The sequence below is a fragment of the Acinetobacter sp. YH12021 genome (genome assembly GCF_013420145.1).
Taxonomy (GTDB): domain Bacteria; phylum Pseudomonadota; class Gammaproteobacteria; order Pseudomonadales; family Moraxellaceae; genus Acinetobacter; species Acinetobacter towneri.
The window spans coordinates 135,244-153,763 of the sequence record NZ_VOYT01000005.1 but is presented as its reverse complement, the minus strand read 5'-3'; the positions used below and the strand labels follow the sequence as shown (position 1 = coordinate 153,763).

General features: G+C 40.0%; 20 protein-coding genes and 1 pseudogene. 11 read left to right on the top strand and 10 right to left on the bottom strand.

The window, feature by feature from the left end:
* Positions 1 to 124, top strand: a pseudogene (locus tag FTT91_RS06805) (IS982 family transposase); the annotation flags it as partial.
* Between the two features lie 210 nt (positions 125 to 334).
* Here FTT91_RS06805 and FTT91_RS06800 read toward each other — a convergent pair.
* The 4 genes from FTT91_RS06800 to FTT91_RS06785 form a co-directional block, all read right to left on the bottom strand.
* Positions 335 to 832, bottom strand: a complete 498-nt coding sequence (locus FTT91_RS06800) for a DUF2505 family protein (RefSeq protein WP_004971978.1) — start codon at positions 830 to 832, stop codon at positions 335 to 337.
* A gap of 165 nt (positions 833 to 997) precedes the next feature.
* The gene (locus FTT91_RS06795; RefSeq protein ID WP_096900962.1) at positions 998 to 1,282 is read right to left on the bottom strand and encodes a hypothetical protein; all 285 of its coding nucleotides are present in this window, start codon (positions 1,280 to 1,282) and stop codon (positions 998 to 1,000) included.
* A 12-nt stretch (positions 1,283 to 1,294) separates the two neighbouring features.
* The gene (pnuC, locus tag FTT91_RS06790) at positions 1,295 to 1,873 is read right to left on the bottom strand and encodes a nicotinamide riboside transporter PnuC (RefSeq protein WP_004971981.1); all 579 of its coding nucleotides are present in this window, start codon (positions 1,871 to 1,873) and stop codon (positions 1,295 to 1,297) included.
* Between the two features lie 157 nt (positions 1,874 to 2,030).
* On the bottom strand, positions 2,031 to 2,507 hold the full coding sequence (locus FTT91_RS06785) for a hypothetical protein (RefSeq protein ID WP_167845869.1): 477 nt from the start codon (positions 2,505 to 2,507) through the stop codon (positions 2,031 to 2,033).
* 281 nt (positions 2,508 to 2,788) lie between these two features.
* On the opposite strand from FTT91_RS06785, the gene FTT91_RS06780 reads away from it, so the two are divergent.
* The gene (locus FTT91_RS06780; protein ID WP_131261606.1) at positions 2,789 to 3,256 is read left to right on the top strand and encodes a GNAT family N-acetyltransferase; all 468 of its coding nucleotides are present in this window, start codon (positions 2,789 to 2,791) and stop codon (positions 3,254 to 3,256) included.
* Positions 3,257 to 3,357: 101 nt separating this feature from the next.
* Here FTT91_RS06780 and cysN read toward each other — a convergent pair whose 3' ends face one another.
* Both cysN and cysD read right to left on the bottom strand, forming a co-directional pair.
* Positions 3,358 to 4,974 carry a sulfate adenylyltransferase subunit CysN gene (gene cysN / locus FTT91_RS06775; RefSeq protein WP_180169177.1) on the bottom strand — a complete coding sequence of 539 codons (1,617 nt, stop codon included), beginning with the start codon at positions 4,972 to 4,974 and terminating at the stop codon, positions 3,358 to 3,360.
* Between the two features lie 145 nt (positions 4,975 to 5,119).
* Positions 5,120 to 6,028 (bottom strand): sulfate adenylyltransferase subunit CysD, encoded by a 909-nt coding sequence (gene cysD / locus FTT91_RS06770; protein ID WP_026438300.1) that lies wholly within the window; start codon positions 6,026 to 6,028, stop codon positions 5,120 to 5,122.
* 354 nt (positions 6,029 to 6,382) lie between these two features.
* Here cysD and FTT91_RS06765 point away from each other — a divergent pair, with 354 nt between their 5' ends.
* The 3 genes from FTT91_RS06765 (at position 6,383) to FTT91_RS06755 (ending at position 7,626) form a co-directional block, all read left to right on the top strand.
* Positions 6,383 to 6,913 (top strand): hypothetical protein, encoded by a 531-nt coding sequence (locus FTT91_RS06765; protein ID WP_096900966.1) that lies wholly within the window; start codon positions 6,383 to 6,385, stop codon positions 6,911 to 6,913.
* Positions 6,914 to 7,039: 126 nt separating this feature from the next.
* Complete coding sequence (locus FTT91_RS06760; RefSeq protein ID WP_096900967.1) at positions 7,040 to 7,348, top strand: type II toxin-antitoxin system RelE/ParE family toxin; 309 nt, start codon at positions 7,040 to 7,042, stop codon at positions 7,346 to 7,348.
* Positions 7,345 to 7,626, top strand: a complete 282-nt coding sequence (locus tag FTT91_RS06755; RefSeq protein ID WP_004971994.1) for a HigA family addiction module antitoxin — start codon at positions 7,345 to 7,347, stop codon at positions 7,624 to 7,626. The genes FTT91_RS06760 and FTT91_RS06755 overlap by 4 nt, the downstream gene beginning before the upstream one ends.
* Before the next feature lie 73 nt (positions 7,627 to 7,699).
* Here the strand turns inward: FTT91_RS06755 and lysS are convergent, their stop codons facing one another.
* Positions 7,700 to 9,226, bottom strand: coding sequence for a lysine--tRNA ligase (gene lysS / locus FTT91_RS06750; RefSeq protein ID WP_096900968.1), 1,527 nt, complete (start codon positions 9,224 to 9,226; stop codon positions 7,700 to 7,702).
* Between the two features lie 316 nt (positions 9,227 to 9,542).
* On the opposite strand from lysS, the gene FTT91_RS06745 reads away from it, so the two are divergent.
* Positions 9,543 to 10,049 (top strand): YqiA/YcfP family alpha/beta fold hydrolase, encoded by a 507-nt coding sequence (locus FTT91_RS06745; RefSeq protein WP_026438299.1) that lies wholly within the window; start codon positions 9,543 to 9,545, stop codon positions 10,047 to 10,049.
* Between the two features lie 110 nt (positions 10,050 to 10,159).
* On the opposite strand, the gene FTT91_RS06740 is transcribed toward FTT91_RS06745, so the two are convergent.
* On the bottom strand, positions 10,160 to 10,702 hold the full coding sequence (locus tag FTT91_RS06740; protein WP_004972003.1) for an adenine phosphoribosyltransferase: 543 nt from the start codon (positions 10,700 to 10,702) through the stop codon (positions 10,160 to 10,162).
* A 484-nt stretch (positions 10,703 to 11,186) separates the two neighbouring features.
* Here FTT91_RS06740 and rubA point away from each other — a divergent pair, with 484 nt between their 5' ends.
* The 5 genes from rubA to FTT91_RS06715 all read left to right on the top strand — a co-directional run bounded on the left by rubA (position 11,187) and on the right by FTT91_RS06715 (position 15,515).
* Positions 11,187 to 11,351: a rubredoxin RubA gene (gene rubA, locus FTT91_RS06735; RefSeq protein ID WP_004972007.1), complete on the top strand. Its 165-nt coding sequence runs from the start codon at positions 11,187 to 11,189 to the stop codon at positions 11,349 to 11,351.
* Positions 11,352 to 11,423: 72 nt separating this feature from the next.
* A complete protein-coding gene (locus FTT91_RS06730) occupies positions 11,424 to 12,602 on the top strand; it encodes an FAD-dependent oxidoreductase (RefSeq protein WP_180169176.1) in 1,179 nt (392 codons plus the stop codon).
* A gap of 56 nt (positions 12,603 to 12,658) precedes the next feature.
* The gene (estB, locus tag FTT91_RS06725; RefSeq protein ID WP_218952012.1) at positions 12,659 to 13,597 is read left to right on the top strand and encodes an esterase EstB; all 939 of its coding nucleotides are present in this window, start codon (positions 12,659 to 12,661) and stop codon (positions 13,595 to 13,597) included.
* A 13-nt stretch (positions 13,598 to 13,610) separates the two neighbouring features.
* Positions 13,611 to 14,516, top strand: coding sequence for a LysR family transcriptional regulator OxyR (gene oxyR / locus FTT91_RS06720; RefSeq protein WP_096900971.1), 906 nt, complete (start codon positions 13,611 to 13,613; stop codon positions 14,514 to 14,516).
* Between the two features lie 363 nt (positions 14,517 to 14,879).
* A complete protein-coding gene (locus tag FTT91_RS06715) occupies positions 14,880 to 15,515 on the top strand; it encodes a LuxR C-terminal-related transcriptional regulator (RefSeq protein ID WP_004972014.1) in 636 nt (211 codons plus the stop codon).
* A gap of 110 nt (positions 15,516 to 15,625) precedes the next feature.
* On the opposite strand, the gene ppk1 is transcribed toward FTT91_RS06715, so the two are convergent.
* Both ppk1 and mtgA read right to left on the bottom strand, forming a co-directional pair.
* Positions 15,626 to 17,707, bottom strand: a complete 2,082-nt coding sequence (gene ppk1 / locus FTT91_RS06710) for a polyphosphate kinase 1 (RefSeq protein ID WP_096900973.1) — start codon at positions 17,705 to 17,707, stop codon at positions 15,626 to 15,628.
* A gap of 133 nt (positions 17,708 to 17,840) precedes the next feature.
* The gene (gene mtgA / locus FTT91_RS06705) at positions 17,841 to 18,515 is read right to left on the bottom strand and encodes a monofunctional biosynthetic peptidoglycan transglycosylase (protein ID WP_004972019.1); all 675 of its coding nucleotides are present in this window, start codon (positions 18,513 to 18,515) and stop codon (positions 17,841 to 17,843) included.
* Positions 18,516 to 18,520: the final 5 nt, after the last annotated feature.

Sequence of the window (18,520 nt, the reverse complement as noted above, 5' to 3'; positions counted from 1 at the left end):
TACGAGTAAACATCGTTCGATTGCTGGTTTTTTAGCAGGCGTATTTTCTTCACTATGTGCGTATCAACTTTGCCAAAAGAATAAGCCTAAAATTCATGTGATTAAATCTTTGGCTTATCCGTAACTGGGGTTATATTTAAATAATAAATTAAAACGATAGTCTGTATGCAATAAAGCCAAGCACTAAACTTTTTCAAAAATCAAAAATTGATCACTGTAAAATGACCCCAGCATCAACAATCACAATTCAATACGTCCAAAAAACAAAGCGCCACCGAAAACGGCAGCGCCAAGCATGTATTTAAGAGCAATCTTTTCTAGTAGAAATGAAGGGTTAAGCCGCTAAATTTTTCTTAAGCTCATCTTCCACAATCCCAATTTCCAATTCACTGAAACGACGGATTTCCCCTTCTGCATGTTTTTCCAACATGCCGCCAATCAATGGCACTTTAACCTTAATTGTCCAGTTTAATTGAATATCAATTTTTTCATGGTTGCCTGTCACACTACGCTCGCCTTTAGCTTCTAAAGGCAAGTTTGCACCAAGCTCCACGGTAGAAGTAAGCGCCGTTAAATGGGTCACATCATTGCGTTTTAAACGAAATGCATCTTTTAATAATTTTTTAGCCATATCTGGAATATTCACATCTAAATTATAAGCACGGCGTAAAGTGTAAATATCACCGTTCTTTTTAGATTCTAAAATTTCCAAATTTTCACCAGGAATACGCTTGCAGACTGCTTCATGCAAAGCAACATCTGCCACTAAACGCTTAAATTCGTCAATTGAAACGCCATGAATGGTGGCGTTTACAGTAAATTGATGAGCCATTTGAGTTCCTTTTATTTTGTTTATTGATGGAGTAGGTCTAGCATCATCGTGCAATATAATTTGGCTGATGCTCAACGGGTATAAGTTGTTTTATATCCTACATACAACTTTATTTTCAGGCTATTAAAGTGTTTTTTCCGCCTGCTGTCATTGACTCTATTTTGTCTATTCTGTGTGAATGATGCCAAATTCAGCGGCATAGGTTTCATGGCTATAAATAGTTAAATAATGCCCATAAAATTCAATTTTGGCATAAAAATGTTCTGCGCCATCATCTAGTCCTGTGGAACACCATGTCGTCCCTTTGGGGAAATCATCTAACCACTGGGCTTGGTAAAAATCTGCAATCGAATCAAACTGTAAATAACGCTCAGGATACGCTAAAATATCCAATGCCAATAAATCAAATTGTTTAAGCTGCGCCTGTTTAAAATCAATTAAATTGCTCATCCCTACACGCCATCACACCGCAGAATGTGCCGCATGTTGTTGTCGGATTTTATGCCATTCACGCCAGCCTAAATAAGCAAGAACCACAAAACCTGCATATAACACAGCCGTTAACAGCAACTCTTTGTAAATAAACATGCCGATATACACCAGATCGACCACAATCCATAACACCCATGTAGCCAAGTATTTACGACTGGTCCAATAGGTTGCCAATAGACTCATAGCTGCCAGTTGTGCATCCAATAAAGGCAGTGAAGCCTGCGTCCACCACTTTAAACTTAGCCCAAACAGTAAACCCAGTATGCTACTCAGTGCAATTTGCAGCCACATTTTAGAGAGTGGCAAGCTTTGAATGATGATATGTTGTTTTTGCTGCTGTGCAGTTTTCCACTGGAAAAAACCATAAACAGCCATGCCCATAAATAGGGTTTGTAATACCGTTTCGCCATACAATTGATATTCAAAGAATAAATAGGCATACAGCAAACAGGCAATAAAATTCACCACCCAGCAAGCTATATGTCGCTTAATGGTTAAGGTCACGCCTAAAACACTAATCAACACAGCAATGATTTCTAAAACTGACATTGATGCTGCCTATGTAAAAGAAAAAGGCATGATACCTCTTTTCGGGAAAATAGCGCAAAACTCAACATTTAACCAAACACTTAACTGACAAGAAGATGCTGCAATTAATTTTCAAGAAACCTCTGTAAAATCATAAATATAAAATCAGGCATGAAAATCAATCTGTTTGAAACTGCTCTGAATTATTGTATTTATGCTCTTGCCCAAAGCGGTCTACATGGGTAATAAAAACTCCGTATTTGCCGACAAAATATTCAAGGGATTGCTCGTAAAAACTCCAGTAAATTGACCACTCCCCCAAGTCTAACTGACGAATTTGCGTATGTGCTTTGGCAGGCATTTTATTCAGCACTTCTTGTTGAATAGTTTCGGCATCTTCAGGGTCACGACTAGATACTTTTAAGCTTAAAAATATTTCTGCGATATCATCAAATAATTGCTGTTCGTATTCGGCAACTTCTTCCACCACCTCTTCTACAGGGCGCGGTGCTTTGTGGGTAATCGGGTCTTGGACAATATTGGCAATATCTTGACAGCTTTGCTGAAAAGTACGATTAATTTTTATTTTGAACCAGACTTTCCAGACTGCATATACGGCAATCAACAACAAAATCCATAACAATAGTTTTGCCATCTTGGTCTTCGCTCTTATTTCAGGCGTTTCAATAAAGTATAACCATTTCAGGGCTTAGCGTCTATTCGCTGCTGCACGCTTCAACGCTTATGCTTTAACAGATGATTCCATCCATGCATCGCTAAAAAGTGCAATGCTCAATTACACAATGATACCGATTGCCTTAAAAATAGGACTTGTGCTGCAGTATAACGCAGTAAAACACAACAATTTTCTGCTATTTCTTTAAACACTTTTCGCTTCCAATAGAGCCTTGTTTTTATCTATCACCCTAAGCCTAGATGATTAGAGCTGCACAAATTCAAGATGTCGCCAATTTGGTTGCGGTATTACACGCCAGTATTCGCTCTTGTATTCAAGATCATCAACGCAATGAAGCCAAAATTCAGGCATGGCTAGAAAATAAAAGCTATGAAAATATTTTAATGCTGCTGCATTACAACAATTGTTGGGTCTATGTCTTACAGCATGTGGTGGTTGGCTTTATTATGATGAGTGATCGCGGGCAAATTTTACAACATGCCATTGCCCCCGAAGTACAACAACGCGGTATTGGTCAAGCCTTGTTATTTGAAGCAATAAGCGATTTAAAGCGCAAAAATGTATCGCACATGAGTGTATTTAGCACACAGACTGCTTTAAGTTTTTATGAAAAAAATGGCTTTGAAATACAACCTCAAAAAATTAGCTATGGGCACTTCACACCCATGCTCAAACATCTCAATGGCGAACCCTTAGAGCACACTTAAAAAACAAACTTTCCAATATAGTGAACGCACATAAAAAAACCGCTTTCAGGTGAAAGCGGTTTTTTGGGGATGTGGATTCGATTTTATAAACGAATCTAATTTTATAAGCGAACTAGGGCAATAATTTTTTCTGCCAGTTCTTCTGTAGCTGTCGCAGTCAACTCTGCATCTGCACCACTGTTTACATCACTAATGACCACAATGCCCGTTTCGCGGAGTAATGCAACCTGCGCAGCATCTAAACCTGCTTTAGCAATGGCAACAATACCCTGCTGAATCAGTAAGCTTTCAAGTGCTTGTGCCTGTTCAAGTGCTTGGCTTGGTACACATACCGCTGCAGGTTTTTGACCCAAACGTGCAGCACGGTCTTCGGCTGTTACAGGTGTACTGTGTGCAGTCCATTCTACGCAAGCTTCAACCATACCTGCGCCAATGGTCACGTTATTTAAACGATCAATGAAAATAAACGAACCCGTATAACGACTGTCTTGATAACGGTCAAATACCACAGGCGCATCAAATTCGATGGTGACATTGGCAATTGCATTCAGTTCAAGCTGTTCAACCTGCACCTGTTCCAAAGTATTCACATTGGTACGGTAATGAATGGCGGTGACTTTTGCAGGCACAGTTTGTGTACCCACTTTTAAGTTATACAGCTTGCCAATAGATAGTGGCTGATCAGCCATCCACACCACAGTGGCATTTACAGCACGTGAAATTTCAGGACGTGCCTGATCTTCACGCACCAACACATTACCACGTGAAATATCAATTTCATCGTTCAGTGTTAGGGTAACTGCTTGACCTGCAATTGCATGTTCAAGATTGCCATCAAAAGTCACAATCTCTTTTACTGTCGAGCTTTTACCCGATGGCAATGCCACAATGCGGTCACCCACATGAATATCGCCCAAAGCAATCGTGCCGCAGAAACCACGGAAGTCAAGGTTTGGACGGTTGACATACTGCACAGGGAAACGGAAATCATTTTGAGCCGAGTTACGGTTAATTTCTACCGACTCCAATGTTCCCATTAAAGTATCGCCTGTGTACCAAGGGGTATGCTCAGACTTGTTCACCACGTTATCGCCATTTAAGGCAGAAATTGGCGTGAAAATAATATTCGATGGTTTACGATCACCCAGTTGATTCACAAAGTTCGCATATTCCGTCTGAATTTCGTTAAATCGTGCTTCTGAATAATCCACCAAATCCATTTTATTGATGGCAACCACAATATTGTTAATGCCCAATAAACTAGAAATAAAAGTATGACGACGGGTCTGAGTTTGTACGCCATAACGCGCATCAATCAAAATAATCGCCAAGTCACAAGTCGATGCACCTGTTGCCATGTTACGTGTATATTGCTCATGCCCAGGTGTATCGGCAATGATGAACTTACGCTTTTCAGTAGAAAAATAACGATAAGCCACATCAATGGTAATGCCCTGCTCACGCTCGGCTTGCAAACCATCGACCAATAAAGCTAAATCAGGTGCATCGCCCGTAGTGCCGACTTTTTTCGAGTCACGAGTCACGGCTTGTAATTGATCTTCATAAATCAATTTTGAGTCATACAACAAACGACCAATTAATGTCGATTTACCATCGTCTACGTTACCGCAAGTTAAAAATCGCAGTAGATCTTTGTTTTCGTGCTGTTTTAAATACGCCAAAATATCTTGGCTAATTAAATTCGATTGATGAGACATTGCTCAAAGCTCCACATATTTTTTAGAAATCGGTTTTTTAATCTTTAATCCCTCTAAATCTCCCTTTTATAAAGGGAGGCTTTGCTCCGCTTTTTATAAGTCCCTCTTTTATAAAGAGGGGTTTGGGGAGATTTTTCAGGAGAGATTAGAAGTAACCTTCTTGCTTTTTCTTTTCCATCGAGCCAGCTTCATCGTGGTCAATCATACGACCCTGACGCTCTGAACTGGTTGCCAATAGCATTTCCTGAATAATTTCAGGCAAGGTATTCGCTTCTGATTCGACTGCACCCGTAAGTGGATAACAACCTAAAGTACGGAAGCGTACCGATTTCATTTGTGGAACTTCACCTTCTAGCAACGGCATGCGTTCGTCATCGACCATAATTAAAGTGCCGCTACGCTCAACGACAGGACGTTCTGCAGCCAAATACAACGGTACTAATGGAATACTTTCGAGGTAAATGTATTGCCAAATATCCAATTCAGTCCAGTTAGACAATGGGAACACACGAATACTTTCGCCTTTATTGACCTTGCCATTATACAAATTCCACAATTCAGGACGCTGATTTTTCGGGTCCCAACGATGTTTTGCATCACGGAAAGAATAAACACGTTCTTTGGCACGTGATTTTTCCTCATCACGACGCGCGCCACCAAATGCCGCATCAAAACCGTATTTATCTAAAGCTTGTTTTAAGCCTTGGGTTTTCATGATGTCGGTATATTTAGAACTGCCATGATCGAATGGGTTAATGTTGGCATCTACCCCTTCTTTATTTTGATGAACAATCAAGTCAAAACCGTGCTGTTTTGCCATGTTGTCACGGAAAGTGATCATGTCTTTGAATTTCCAGCCTGTATCCACATGTAACAGTGGAAATGGCAGTTTCGCTGGATAGAATGCTTTTAAAGCCAAATGCAACATTACCGCTGAATCTTTACCAATCGAATACAACATGACTGGATTTTCAAACTCGGCTGCAACTTCACGGATAATATGAATACTCTCAGCTTCAAGCTGTTTAAGATGAGTAAGTCTTTCCTGATTTATTGACATTGATCACACCAGATGTACTTAAACTTGTGTACGAATAACACAGATAGAATTTGATTTTCATTATAGTGACTTAGTTATGCAGACTATTGCTTGTTTTATTATATTTATATGCAAAAAGCTCATATAAAAGAAAACCAATAAGCAGTATAAGTTTTATTTAATCAATAGTTTATTCCATCATATATTGAAATTTAACGTCATTCTCGCTACGTTTGATACATACAAATCGCGCTTACAAGCTGCTCATTTTTGAATAACTTCATAGATTATTCATCTAATTCAGTGCTTCAAGCATGAACAAAAAATGCTTAAAGTAAAAACATATTTTTTTATTTTTAAGATGCTCCCATGCCACAGATTGAACAGATCAAATCCAAACTTGAACAGGCGCAGCTGGCTGGTTTTTTGTATCAGCACAGCCCTGAGCTACTCGTCCTACAAGAGCCTTTAAACGATGATGCTTCAATGCTGAATGTTTTTGTGCAACATGAACTCAGTGCAGATCAGATTGGGCTGCAATTTGGTTTGCGTTGCCGTGATCAACAACTCTCCTTTTTAATAGGCGTGACGCATAGCAATCAAGACCGCAGCTATGAAATTGGTGCGGGCAATTTAAAGGCCGAACAAAAAGCCTTTAACTTAATGTATGCATTTTATAATTATCCTAAAGGTTTTTATTTGGTAGATGTGCCTTTAAATGCAACCACGGCAGAACTGCATCAAGCGATTGAAACGCAATTATTTTCGCAAGAAAAACTGGATTTCTTAAACACTGCTATTAAAACCAACCCCATGGGTACACAAGTAACTTGGATGAAAGCGCATATTTTGCAGCAAGCTTTAGAGATGAAAGTACGGATTCAAACGGCGTTGTTATAAGCATCATCACTTTAAGTTTCTGCGGATTACGCAAGATGCACTTAACCCCCGCCAAAACTGGTTGATTGATTAAACTCGAAATTATCGTATACTGTACATATACACAATACACTTGGATACTAAGGCTTGATTAAGAGTTTTAAACATAAAGGTCTTCAGGCTTTTTTCCAAACTGGTTCAACAGCAGGTATTCAAGCAGCGCATTCTACAAAATTACGTTTAATACTTGCAGCACTACATGCTGCATCTACGGTGAATGATTTGCGAACTCCACCCAATTGGCGTTTACATAAATTGAGTGGAAATCTACAAGATCAATGGTCACTAACAGTAAATGGTAATTGGCGTGTAATTTTTAAATTTGAAGATGGTGATGTCTACATTGTAGATTATTTGGATTATCACATAGCTTCTAGCGCAGGAGTACAAAGATGAATATGATGTTTAATGCACCTCATCCGGGCGAAATGTTGCGCGAATATATTGGTGAAACTTCTGTGACTGAAGTGGCTCAAGCACTTGGAGTGACACGTGCAAACCTATCTCGCATTTTGAATGGTCATACTGGAATTTCTGCAGATATGGCGATTCGTTTGAGTGAAGCCTTAGAAACCTCACCAGAGTTTTGGTTGAATTTACAAATGCAGCATGATTTATGGCTTGCCAGTCAACGCCAGCGACCTATGATCAAAAAATTGGTGGCAAGTGTTTAACTTTAAGTTACAACAAAAAAACAACCTGCATTTCTGCAGGTTGTTTTTTATGTCGTCAACGATGCGCTAAAACTTAGTTTTTATGACGCATGTGTGGGAATAAAATCACATCACGGATACTCGCAGCGTTGGCAAACAACATTACCAAACGGTCAATCCCGATGCCCTCACCTGCAGTTGGTGGTAAGCCGTATTCCAAAGCTTCAACAAAGTCTGCATCGTAATGCATCGCTTCATCATCGCCTGCGTCTTTTTCTGCAACCTGTGCTTGGAAACGCTCAGCTTGGTCAATCGGGTCATTTAATTCTGAGAAACCATTCGCCAATTCACGACCACCAATAAAGAACTCAAAACGGTCAGTAATGTGTGGGTTATCGTCATTACGACGTGCCAAAGGCGACGTTTCTGCAGGATATTCTGTAATGAAAGTCGGCTGACGTAATTGAGTTTCTACGGTTTCTTCAAACACGATGGTTTGTAGTTTGCCCAAACCAAAACCAGGCTTCACCTGTTCTTTCAATTCTTCCTGCACAAATTTAGCCAAGAAATCACGGTCATTAACATTTTCTGGCGTGAATTGTGGATTATGCTCAAGAATGGCATCAAACATAGAAATTTTCTTGAATGGGCCTTTGAAGCTATACACTTCATCGCCATACGGCACATCGGTAGTACCCAAAATATCCAAAGCCAGTTTTTCTAGCATTTGCTCAGTCAATGCCATCAAATCTTTATAGTCGGCATAAGCTTGGTAGAATTCGATCATGGTAAATTCAGGGTTATGACGTGTAGACACCCCTTCATTACGGAAGTTACGGTTAATTTCAAACACACGTTCAAAACCGCCAACCACTAAACGCTTTAAATATAATTCGGGCGCAATACGCAAGAATAACGGCATATCTAAAGCATTATGATGCGTTTCAAATGGACGTGCCGATGCACCGCCAGGAATCACATGCATCATTGGCGTTTCAACTTCCATAAAACGCTGTTCAGTTAAAAATGCACGAATACCCGAAACCACTTTGGCACGAATTTCAAAGGTTTTACGGGTGTCTTCATTTACGATTAAGTCTAAATAACGCTTACGATATTTCGCTTCGGTATCGCTTAAACCATGATATTTGTCTGGTAATGGACGTAAAGATTTGGTCAACAATTCAAAATGTTGAATATGAACATATAAATCGCCTTTGCCTGAACGACCAATATAGCCTTTCACTGCGATAATATCGCCCAAATCTAGGCTCTTGATCGTCTCTAATGTTTCAGCACTAAGTTCTTTACGCGCCACATACAACTGAATACGACCTGTCATGTCTTGAATTACGATGAATGAACCGCGGTTCAACATCACACGACCTGCTACAGACACATACACTTTTTCGCCTGCTTCAATTTCTTCTTTAGAAACTTCTGCGAATTGTGCCTGCAAATCTTCTGCGTAGTTTTCACGCTTAAACGTATTTGGCCAAGGGCTAGTTCCCTTCGCCTGCGCTTGTTCTTGAATTTGCTTTAACTTGGCATGACGCTGCGCAATTAAATCGTTTTCGGAAATAGTGGGTTCAGAAGTCGATTGAGCGTTATGTTGCGTCATCTCTGCCTCGAATAATTACTAAAAAAAGAAGTTCAATAGAATAGCAGATTTAGACACGATTTCGTATGCCTTCTCTGACTCGAGCAATTTATTTTTTAAATTGCCACTTGCTTTTGTGATTTTTTGTAGACTTAGACCAAAAGCTAACTTCTTTCTCAGACTAAGCGCACTACAATATTGTTCAGAAAATAGATGAAAAAGACCGTATTTTGCTGTTTTTAAACCTGCTGATGTATCAGTCTAAATATTTTATTTTCTATCCACTTTATCTTTAGGCTCAGTTTGACTCAAGATGTTTAACTTTGTGAATCTGGCAATGAATACATGTGCTTTAAAAGTCTTGTTTTTACATGGATTAGATTCCTCGCGGGAGTCGACTAAATTCCATGCCATAGATGCAAAACAAAAATTTTGTATCAATGTCGATTATCGCAACTTAAATTATCAAACTGTTGCCGATTTTTATCACAATATCATTCAAAAAATTAAGCCTGAAATTTTAGTGGGACATAGTCTAGGCGGCTATTGGGCACTCAAAATGTCTTTGTCGCACCATATTCCGTGTGTGGTGGCAAATCCAAGTTTAGCTCCCACATTTCGCAATGACTATCCTGCAATTTCAGATGATGACTTGCAGCACGATATTCCACAATTGGCTTATTTAGAATTGGGCGATGAAATTTTGGATATGCATGCCGCGCAAGCATTTTTAGAAAACTATATGCAGACCTCTACTTTTGAGTCTGGGCATCATCGCTTATTGCATCCAGAAAATATTAATTCTTGTATTCAGCAAATCGAACAAGCTTATCTTGCCAAATAAAGTCAAAGCTATCCATTAAAAATAATCAATTAAACATCACCCATTAAAAAAGCCTGATCACAACTATGGAGATCAGGCTTTTTTACAGCAGTTACAATAACTTAAAAGGATTAAGCCACTGCTTGTTCTGGTTTAGATTTATTGTCCAATACGGACCAAATATCTAAACCTAAATTTTTGTGTAAATCTGGTAAGTCTAGGAAAATGCTTGCACCTAAAACTTGATGATTACATTTTTCAGCCAATTGTTTCACTGCTTTTAAAGTGCCACCTGTCGCCAATACATCATCTACAATAATGACTTTTTGCGCTTGCACATCGGCAGCCATTTCTAAACGGTCTAAACCGTATTCTAAGCTATAACCCACACCCACAACTGGTGGTGGCAATTTACCTGCTTTACGCACAAGTACCAAACCTTTGCCTGTACGCTGTGCCAAAAGGCTCGCCAATACAAAACCACGTGCTTCTACTGCAATAAAGCTTTCAACTTCAGCTAATTTTTCTGCAGGAATGCTGGCAATTAAAGCATCTGTTAATGAATCCAAATTATTCATAAACAAAGGCGTTAAATCATAAAAATCTACGCCTGGTTTTGGAAAATGAGGAACTGTACGAATATGCGACCACAAAAAAGTAGACAAATTGCTCATGGAAGATCAGAAATGTGACTAAAGAATGGTTGAATTTTACCGTTTATTTTCACATAAGGCTAGTGATCGAATCGGCAAGACTGCCATCAATCACGCATCAAAACACTACAAGGTTTTGATTTTTATAAACTTTAATATACTTAAAAATATTAATATATATTTATTCCATAATAAAATAGCAAAAATATAAGACTTTTACTGTACGACCAAGGTCTTAAATGGCATTTAAACGCATAAAAACGTGATTTTTCCTGCAGCCATTCTCTCATTACAATGCCGTATCTATATCAAAAGAGGTCTTTTCTGCGCGGTTATGTCCCATGCAGCTATTCATTCTATAAAAGCACAGATTAAAATCGCTTATTTACTTTACTTTAGCCGTATAACTGCGTAAAAATTTAATCAAATAGATATATCATACAACTAGTCGTAGATAAGTTTTTTGCTGATCTGGAAATTTAAAGATCGGTTTATGGAGAATTGAATGAAAAAGTATCAATGCATCGTTTGTGGATGGATTTATGACGAAGCAGAAGGCTGGCCTCAAGATGGTATTGTGGCAGGTACATTATGGGAAGATATTCCTGATGACTGGACTTGCCCAGACTGCGGCGTTTCAAAAGCTGATTTTGAAATGATTGAAGTTTAAGACCACGAAAAGACCATGTCCGATGGTCTTTTTTTAACGCCAATTTCTATGCCCTCATTTGGAGTACACCTTATGCATCCTATCGTTATTATTGGTTCAGGCATGGCAGGTTATACTGTTGCACGCGAGTTTCGTAAGCTAAATGCAGAACAAGAGTTAGTCATGATTTGTGCAGATGATGCTGCCAATTATGCCAAACCAACTTTATCTAACGCATTGGCGGGCAATAAAGCCCCTGCTCAAATTGCATTGGGCGATGCAGCTAAAATGGCAAGCCAACTCAATATGCGTATTGAAACCCACACTTGGGTTAAAGCAATTGATGCAGAAGCACATGTACTTGAATTAGAAAAAGAGGGTGTAAGCAGCCAACACCCTTATTCTAAATTGGTTTTGGCAGTGGGTGCGAATCCTGTACGTTTAGCCATTGCGGGCGATGGCAGTGATGACATTCATGTGGTAAATAATTTAAGTGATTACACCGCATTTCGCCAACAGCTTGAACAACGTCAAGACAAACGTGTGGTGATTTTAGGTGCAGGTTTAATTGGTTGTGAATTTGCCAATGACTTGCAGCAAACAGGACACCAAGTCACGGTGATTGACCTTGCACCACAACCACTAGGTCGTTTATTGCCGGATTATGTAGCCAGTGCTTTTAAACAAAACCTAGAAGAAACGGGTATCCATTTTGTATTGGGTACAACCGTTGAAAAAGTTTCGAAAATTAAAAATGACGACTATTTAGTGACCATTACCAGCGGTCAATCTTTAATTGCCGATGTCGTTCTGTCTGCAATTGGCTTACAACCAAACATTGCTTTGGCTAAAACAGCAGGCATCGAAACCAGTCGTGGGGTCTTAACCAATGCGCAACTTGAAACCAGCCAAGCTGATATCTATGCAGTAGGTGACTGTGCGGAAGTGAATGGTATTTTATTGCCGTATGTGATGCCAATCATGCAGCAAGCACGTGCCTTAGCCAAAACCTTAAATGGTGAAACTACTCAGGTACACTACCCTGCCATGCCTGTTGCAGTGAAAACACCTGCTGCACCACTGACCGTTTTACCTGCGCCACTAGGGGTAGATGTCAACTGGCATACCGAAGAATTTGACGATGGCATGATTGCCAGAGCCTATGACCAAACCGATACCTTACGTGGCTTTGTCCTATTAGGCGCAACAGCGGCCAAACAACGCTTGAGTTTGACCAAATTAGTGCCAGACTTATTGCCTGTATCGGAATAAAATAAAAACAATAAAGGGCGATTGATTTCGCCCTTGCCTGACATGAGGATCACAACATGAATAGTGCACTTCAGTTCACCACATCGCCCTATACGGCATTTATGCACGAAACCAAGGTCGATTTAGGCAATGGAATTGAGCTGCATGTCGAAATTGGCGGTAAGACTGAAGATCCTCCAATTTTACTGATCATGGGGCTGGGTGCGCAAATGCTGTATTGGCCCGATTTCTTCTGTAAATCTTTAATTGATCAGGGTTATCGGGTGATCCGCTATGACAACCGGGATATTGGTTTGTCGTCAAAAATTCGCCATAAAGGCCCACGCCTAAATACCTATAAAATGATGGGGCGTTTTAGCTTAGGACTACAAAACCAAGGCGCGCCTTATAATTTATATGACATGGCGGATGATGCTGCATTGCTATTAGAGCGCTTGGGCATTGAAAAGACTGATGTCATCGGTGCTTCAATGGGCGGCATGATTGCGCAAATCCTTGCAGCAAAATATTCAGATAAAGTAAATAGTTTAGGCTTATTATTTACTAGCAACAATCAGCCTTTTTTACCACCACCATTTCCTAAACAACTGTTCAGTCTGTTAGAAAGACCAAAATCGCAGGATGAAAATGGTATTGTTGATCATAGTTTAAAACTATTTAAGGTGATAGGCTCACCTGGCTACGTGAACCAACTCGAAGCCATGCAAACCGCACGTAAATTATATCAACGAAGTTATTATCCAGCGGGTGTACTTCAACAGTTTTTAGCAATATTATGTACAGGCTCGTTGCTACAACTGGACAAACAAATTCAGCAACCTACCCTTGTGGTACATGGTTCGCAAGATCGTTTGCTCCCACCAGGGCATGGTAAGGCTGTTGCGAAAGCGATTCCGGGCGCTAAGTTTGAATTAATCAAAGGAATGGGGCATGATATTCCTCCACACTTTATTCCTCATCTTAGCGAACTGTTTGCTCACCACTTTAAATCATAATCATTAGGACACTATGGCTGCATTACCATCTTTAAGACAGCTGTCATACCTCGTTACACTGTCTGAAACGTTACATTTTACAGAAGCGGCTCGCCGTTCTTTTGTAACTCAGTCGACTTTGTCGGGCGGGATCATGGAACTGGAGCGCCTGCTTGGCGGCGTACTGGTAGAACGTGATCGACAGAATGTACGTTTAACCCCATTGGGTGAACAAGTCGTAGCACGCGCCCGTGTTCTGTTAGCAGATGCACAGGACTTAATGCGTTTAAGCCGTGAAATGAGTGAGCCTCTCACAGGTGATTTACACTTAGGCGTGATTCCAACCATTGCCCCATTTATTTTGGCGCAACTGTTAGATGAAGTGCATAAGCAGCTACCTAAAATTCAATTGCATTTACACGAAGCGCAAAGTGAAAAAATTGTCGAAAAACTGGAACACGGCAATTTAGATATGGTGGTGTTAGCCCTGCCATTCGATACGCGTGGTTTGAAAGTGGCTGAAATTTCTAAAGAAGATTTGTTCTTGGTTTATCACAAGGGCGATCAAAAATCGGCGCAGGCCAATTCTTTAGATGATTTAGATTTATCGCGTTTAATGCTACTTGAAGAAGGTCATTGCTTACGTGATCACACTTTAAGTGCCTGCCCAATTGGTGAACGTAAAAACGATCATCGTTTAAAAGCCAGCTCTTTACCAACCTTGGTTGAAATGGTGTCTGCAAATTTAGGCTTTACCCTATTGCCTGAAATTGCAATTCATAATGCCATGATCAAATCGAATCCAGATTTACAGATCAAAAGTATTGAGGCTGCACCAAGCCGTACTTTGGCTTTAGTGACGCGTAAAAGCACGCCATTACAAAGTGAATTTGACGTTTTGCTGCAGATTTTACAGAAAATCACTCAAAACGCAGTCTAAATTTAGACACACGATCCAACATTTCATTAAGGAGCCAACATGGCTCCTTTTTTATTTTTCGTTCAAAAATGCGTATTGTTTTTGCAGTTCACTATGATTTAAGTGACTTATAAATATGAATAAGTTTTAAAATGTGAGATTCATCACAAATTCAACAATTCACTCTTACAACTGAACGAAAGAACGGTATCGAGTTACATTACTCACGTTTTCAACACATTTCAAAAAAAATATTCAGCAACAATTACTTATATTTACCATTTTTATATAAAAATCACTATATTTAAGGATATTCAGTTACAGCAATATCACGCACAATCTATTTATCAAAATTATTTATAGAACAGCACAGGAGTATTTGTCATGATTCACAGAGATCTCATTTTACCTGTGCCTGTTCTGCTGATTGATGATCAGGTAGAAGCATCACAAAATTTAAGCCACATTTTACAAAATTTTGGCTACCCTAAAGAGGTTCTACTTTGCAGCCCATCGCTCGCAAATGCAGTGCTGATGGTGCAGCAACATTTGCCTAATTTGGTATTTATCAATTTACAGTCTTGGTCAAAAGCTCAAATTGATTTTATCCAAAATCTCAAACTTTTCCGTAAAGATACCTTAATTGTGGCGGTGCTGCCTTCAAGTATGCCAAAACAATTGCTACAAGCTATTCATTTAGGCATTTCAGCCTATGTCTTTAGCGACCAATCTGCAACAGGCATGCAAAACCAGATTCGCACCATTTTACGTGGCGGCTCACCGCTAGACGGCAACTTAGCCAATGAAATCTTAGCCTGCGAACAATCCATTGTCGCACATGGTCATTCTTTGGCACTCTCTAAAACTGAACATGAAATATTGGCGCTTTCCGGACAAGGTTTACCTTCACAACAAGTTGCTGCCAACCTGAATGCTTCAGAACAACTGGTGCATGGTTATGTGAAAAGTATTTATCGGAAAATTATGAATGCGGATGATGCGATGTGCTGTTTTTCTTAAATTATTGATCAATAAATATCTATCAAAAATATAAGTCTTAAATAAATATTAGAAACAAAAAAAGAGCGATGTCTGGCATCGCTCTTTTTACCTGTTATAAATGTTTGAAACTAAACAATACTATCGGTCAGGATACGCTGCGCATTGTGTGGTTCTTCACCCTCAGCTGCTTTTACACGCACCCAAGTTCCATCACCCTGCAACAGCCATGCCTGTTGATTATCCTGCATATAGGTCAGCAAACCTTGTTCATAAATACGCTTTTTCAATGCAGGATCTTCTATCGGGAAACATGCTTCGACACGGTTAAAGAGGTTGCGATCCATCCAGTCCGCACTTGAGCAATAAATACGTGGATTGCCATTATTAGAGAAATAATAGACACGGGTATGTTCAAGGAAACGTCCGACAATCGAACGCACACGGATATTTTCCGATAAGCCCGGCAAACCTGGGCGCAAGCAGCAAATTGAACGGATGATGAGATCAATTTGCACACCCGCCTGAGACGCCTCGTACAATTTATTGATCAATTGCATTTCAGTCAGTGCATTCACTTTCACAATAATTTGTGCGGGCTTACCTGCTTTAGCATTGGCAATTTCTTCATCAATATAATTCACCAACTGTGCGTGCAGGGTAAATGGTGCATGCAACAACTTTTTCAGTTTTGCCATTTTACCCATGCCTGTTAGCTCTTGGAAAATACGATGCACATCTTCACACAGCTCTTTGTCTGTGGTCAGTAAACCATAGTCGGTATAAATACGCGCATTGCCTGCGTGGTAGTTACCTGTGCCTAAATGTACATAACGCACCAATTTATTATTTTCACGGCGCACCACCAAAATCATTTTGGCGTGGGTTTTATACCCCACAATACCGTACACAACCACAGCGCCCGCTTCTTGCAACACGTTAGCCACAGCAATGTTAGATTCTTCATCAAAACGTGCACGCAGTTCAATCACCGCAGTCACTTCTTTACCGTTTCGTGCAGCCTCTGCAAGCACTTGTACAATTTCAGAATCTGCGCCACTACGATATAAAGTTTGTTTGATTGCCAAGACTTGTGGATCACGTGCAGCTTCACGCAGCAAGTTAATCACGGGTGCAAAAGATTCAAACGGATGGTGTAATAAAATGTCTTGCTTTTGCATCGCTGAAAAAATATTTTCAGACTTTTTTAACACCTTTGGAATGGCGGGTGTATGTGAATCATAACGTAAATGTGGACGTTTAAAATTAGACAATAAACGCGCCAAGTTCACTGGGCCATCTACTTTATAAAGTTGTTCTTCTTCAAGATCGAACTCATCTAGCAAATAATCATAAATGGCTTTCGGGCAGTTGTGCGTTACTTCTAAACGTACCGCACGACCAAAACGGCGTGAGTTTAATTCGCCTTTTAGGGCTTTGGCCAAGTCTTCTACATCTTCATTTAACGCCAAATCTGCATTACGGGTCACACGGAATTGATAGCATCCAGTCGCAGTCATGCCCGGGAATAAGTCAGACACATGCTCATGAATAATTGCTGAAAGCATGACGTGGTGCTCTTTACCGCCTGTAAGTTCATCGGGTAAACGAACTACACGTGGTAATGAACGTGGTGCAGGAACAACTGCCAAATCAATTTGACGACCAAAAGCATCTTTCCCTTCTAAAGTCACAATAAAATTCAGACTTTTATTGACCAAACGTGGAAATGGATGTGCAGGGTCTAGGCTAATTGGGGTTAATACAGGGGCAACTTGCTCTTGGAAATATTTTTTCACCCATGCCGATTGTGCAGGGGTTAATTCACCACGACGTAAGAAACAAATGTCTTCTTCACGTAATTTTGGCAAAATTTCCTGATTTAAAATACGGTACTGGCGTTCAATAGCAGCATGTGCTGTTTTAGAAATTTGATCTAACACCTGCTTAGGGGTTAAACCATCTGGACTACGGCTTTCATTGCCCAAGTCCAATTGTTCCATCATGCCCGCAACACGAATTTCAAAAAACTCATCCAAGTTACGTGAAAAAATCAGCAGGAAGTTCATGCGTTCCAACAAAGGATGCAACGGATCGACAGCTTGCTCAAGCACGCGCAAATGGAAATCTAAAATAGACAGTTCGCGGTTAATGTAGCGATCATTATATGTATATTCTGTTTGCGCAGGAGTCGCGCCTGTTGCCGTATTCATACCCACCTATGCTTTTTTAAAATGTTTGGCACTGCTACAAGTATGCTTCAATTTTGTGACATTTTCATAAAAAAAGCCTAAAAAATTAGGCTTTGTGGATATTTTCACATTTTATAGTTTGTTTTCGCTCAATTTAGGGAATTTCCGCATAACGCATATAGCGCTGCACCATCTGTTTACGGGCTTTTAATGCCCCCGCATTACGATGTTCCTGAAAATATTTTGGATTGGTTAAAATCGCAGCCAAGAAAATTGCTTGATCACGGCTTAAACTTTTTGCACTTTTGCCAAAATAATGCTGTGCCGCAGCTTCGGCACCATAAATATTATCGCCAAATTCTACCGAGTTGAGATAGACCTCTAAAATACGCTGCTTTGACCACATGCGTTCCATCATCCATGTCGCCACAACTTCTTGCCCTTTACGCAAAAAAGATCGCTTATTGTATAAAAACAAATTCTTGGCGAGCTGCTGAGAAATTGTGGAACCACCTGCAACAACCTTGCCTTCATCTTTGTTCCGTTCCAGCGCAGTTTGAATACCTTCCCAGTCAAAGCCATGATGTTGCATAAATTTGCCATCTTCGGCAGTCACCACAGCTCGCTTTAAATTATCACTGAGTTGGTCATAGTCGCGCCATTGATGTTGTATAGGCTTACTCGGTTCAGCCCAATAATCCAAACGCATCATCATGGTCGATTGCACAGGCTGCGTACGCCACCACACCAAGCTGCTAAAAATCCATAATTGAACCAAAAGCACCACACTGACAAGAATTAACAAAGTTCGTATAAAAAAAGCTTTCATCTTGG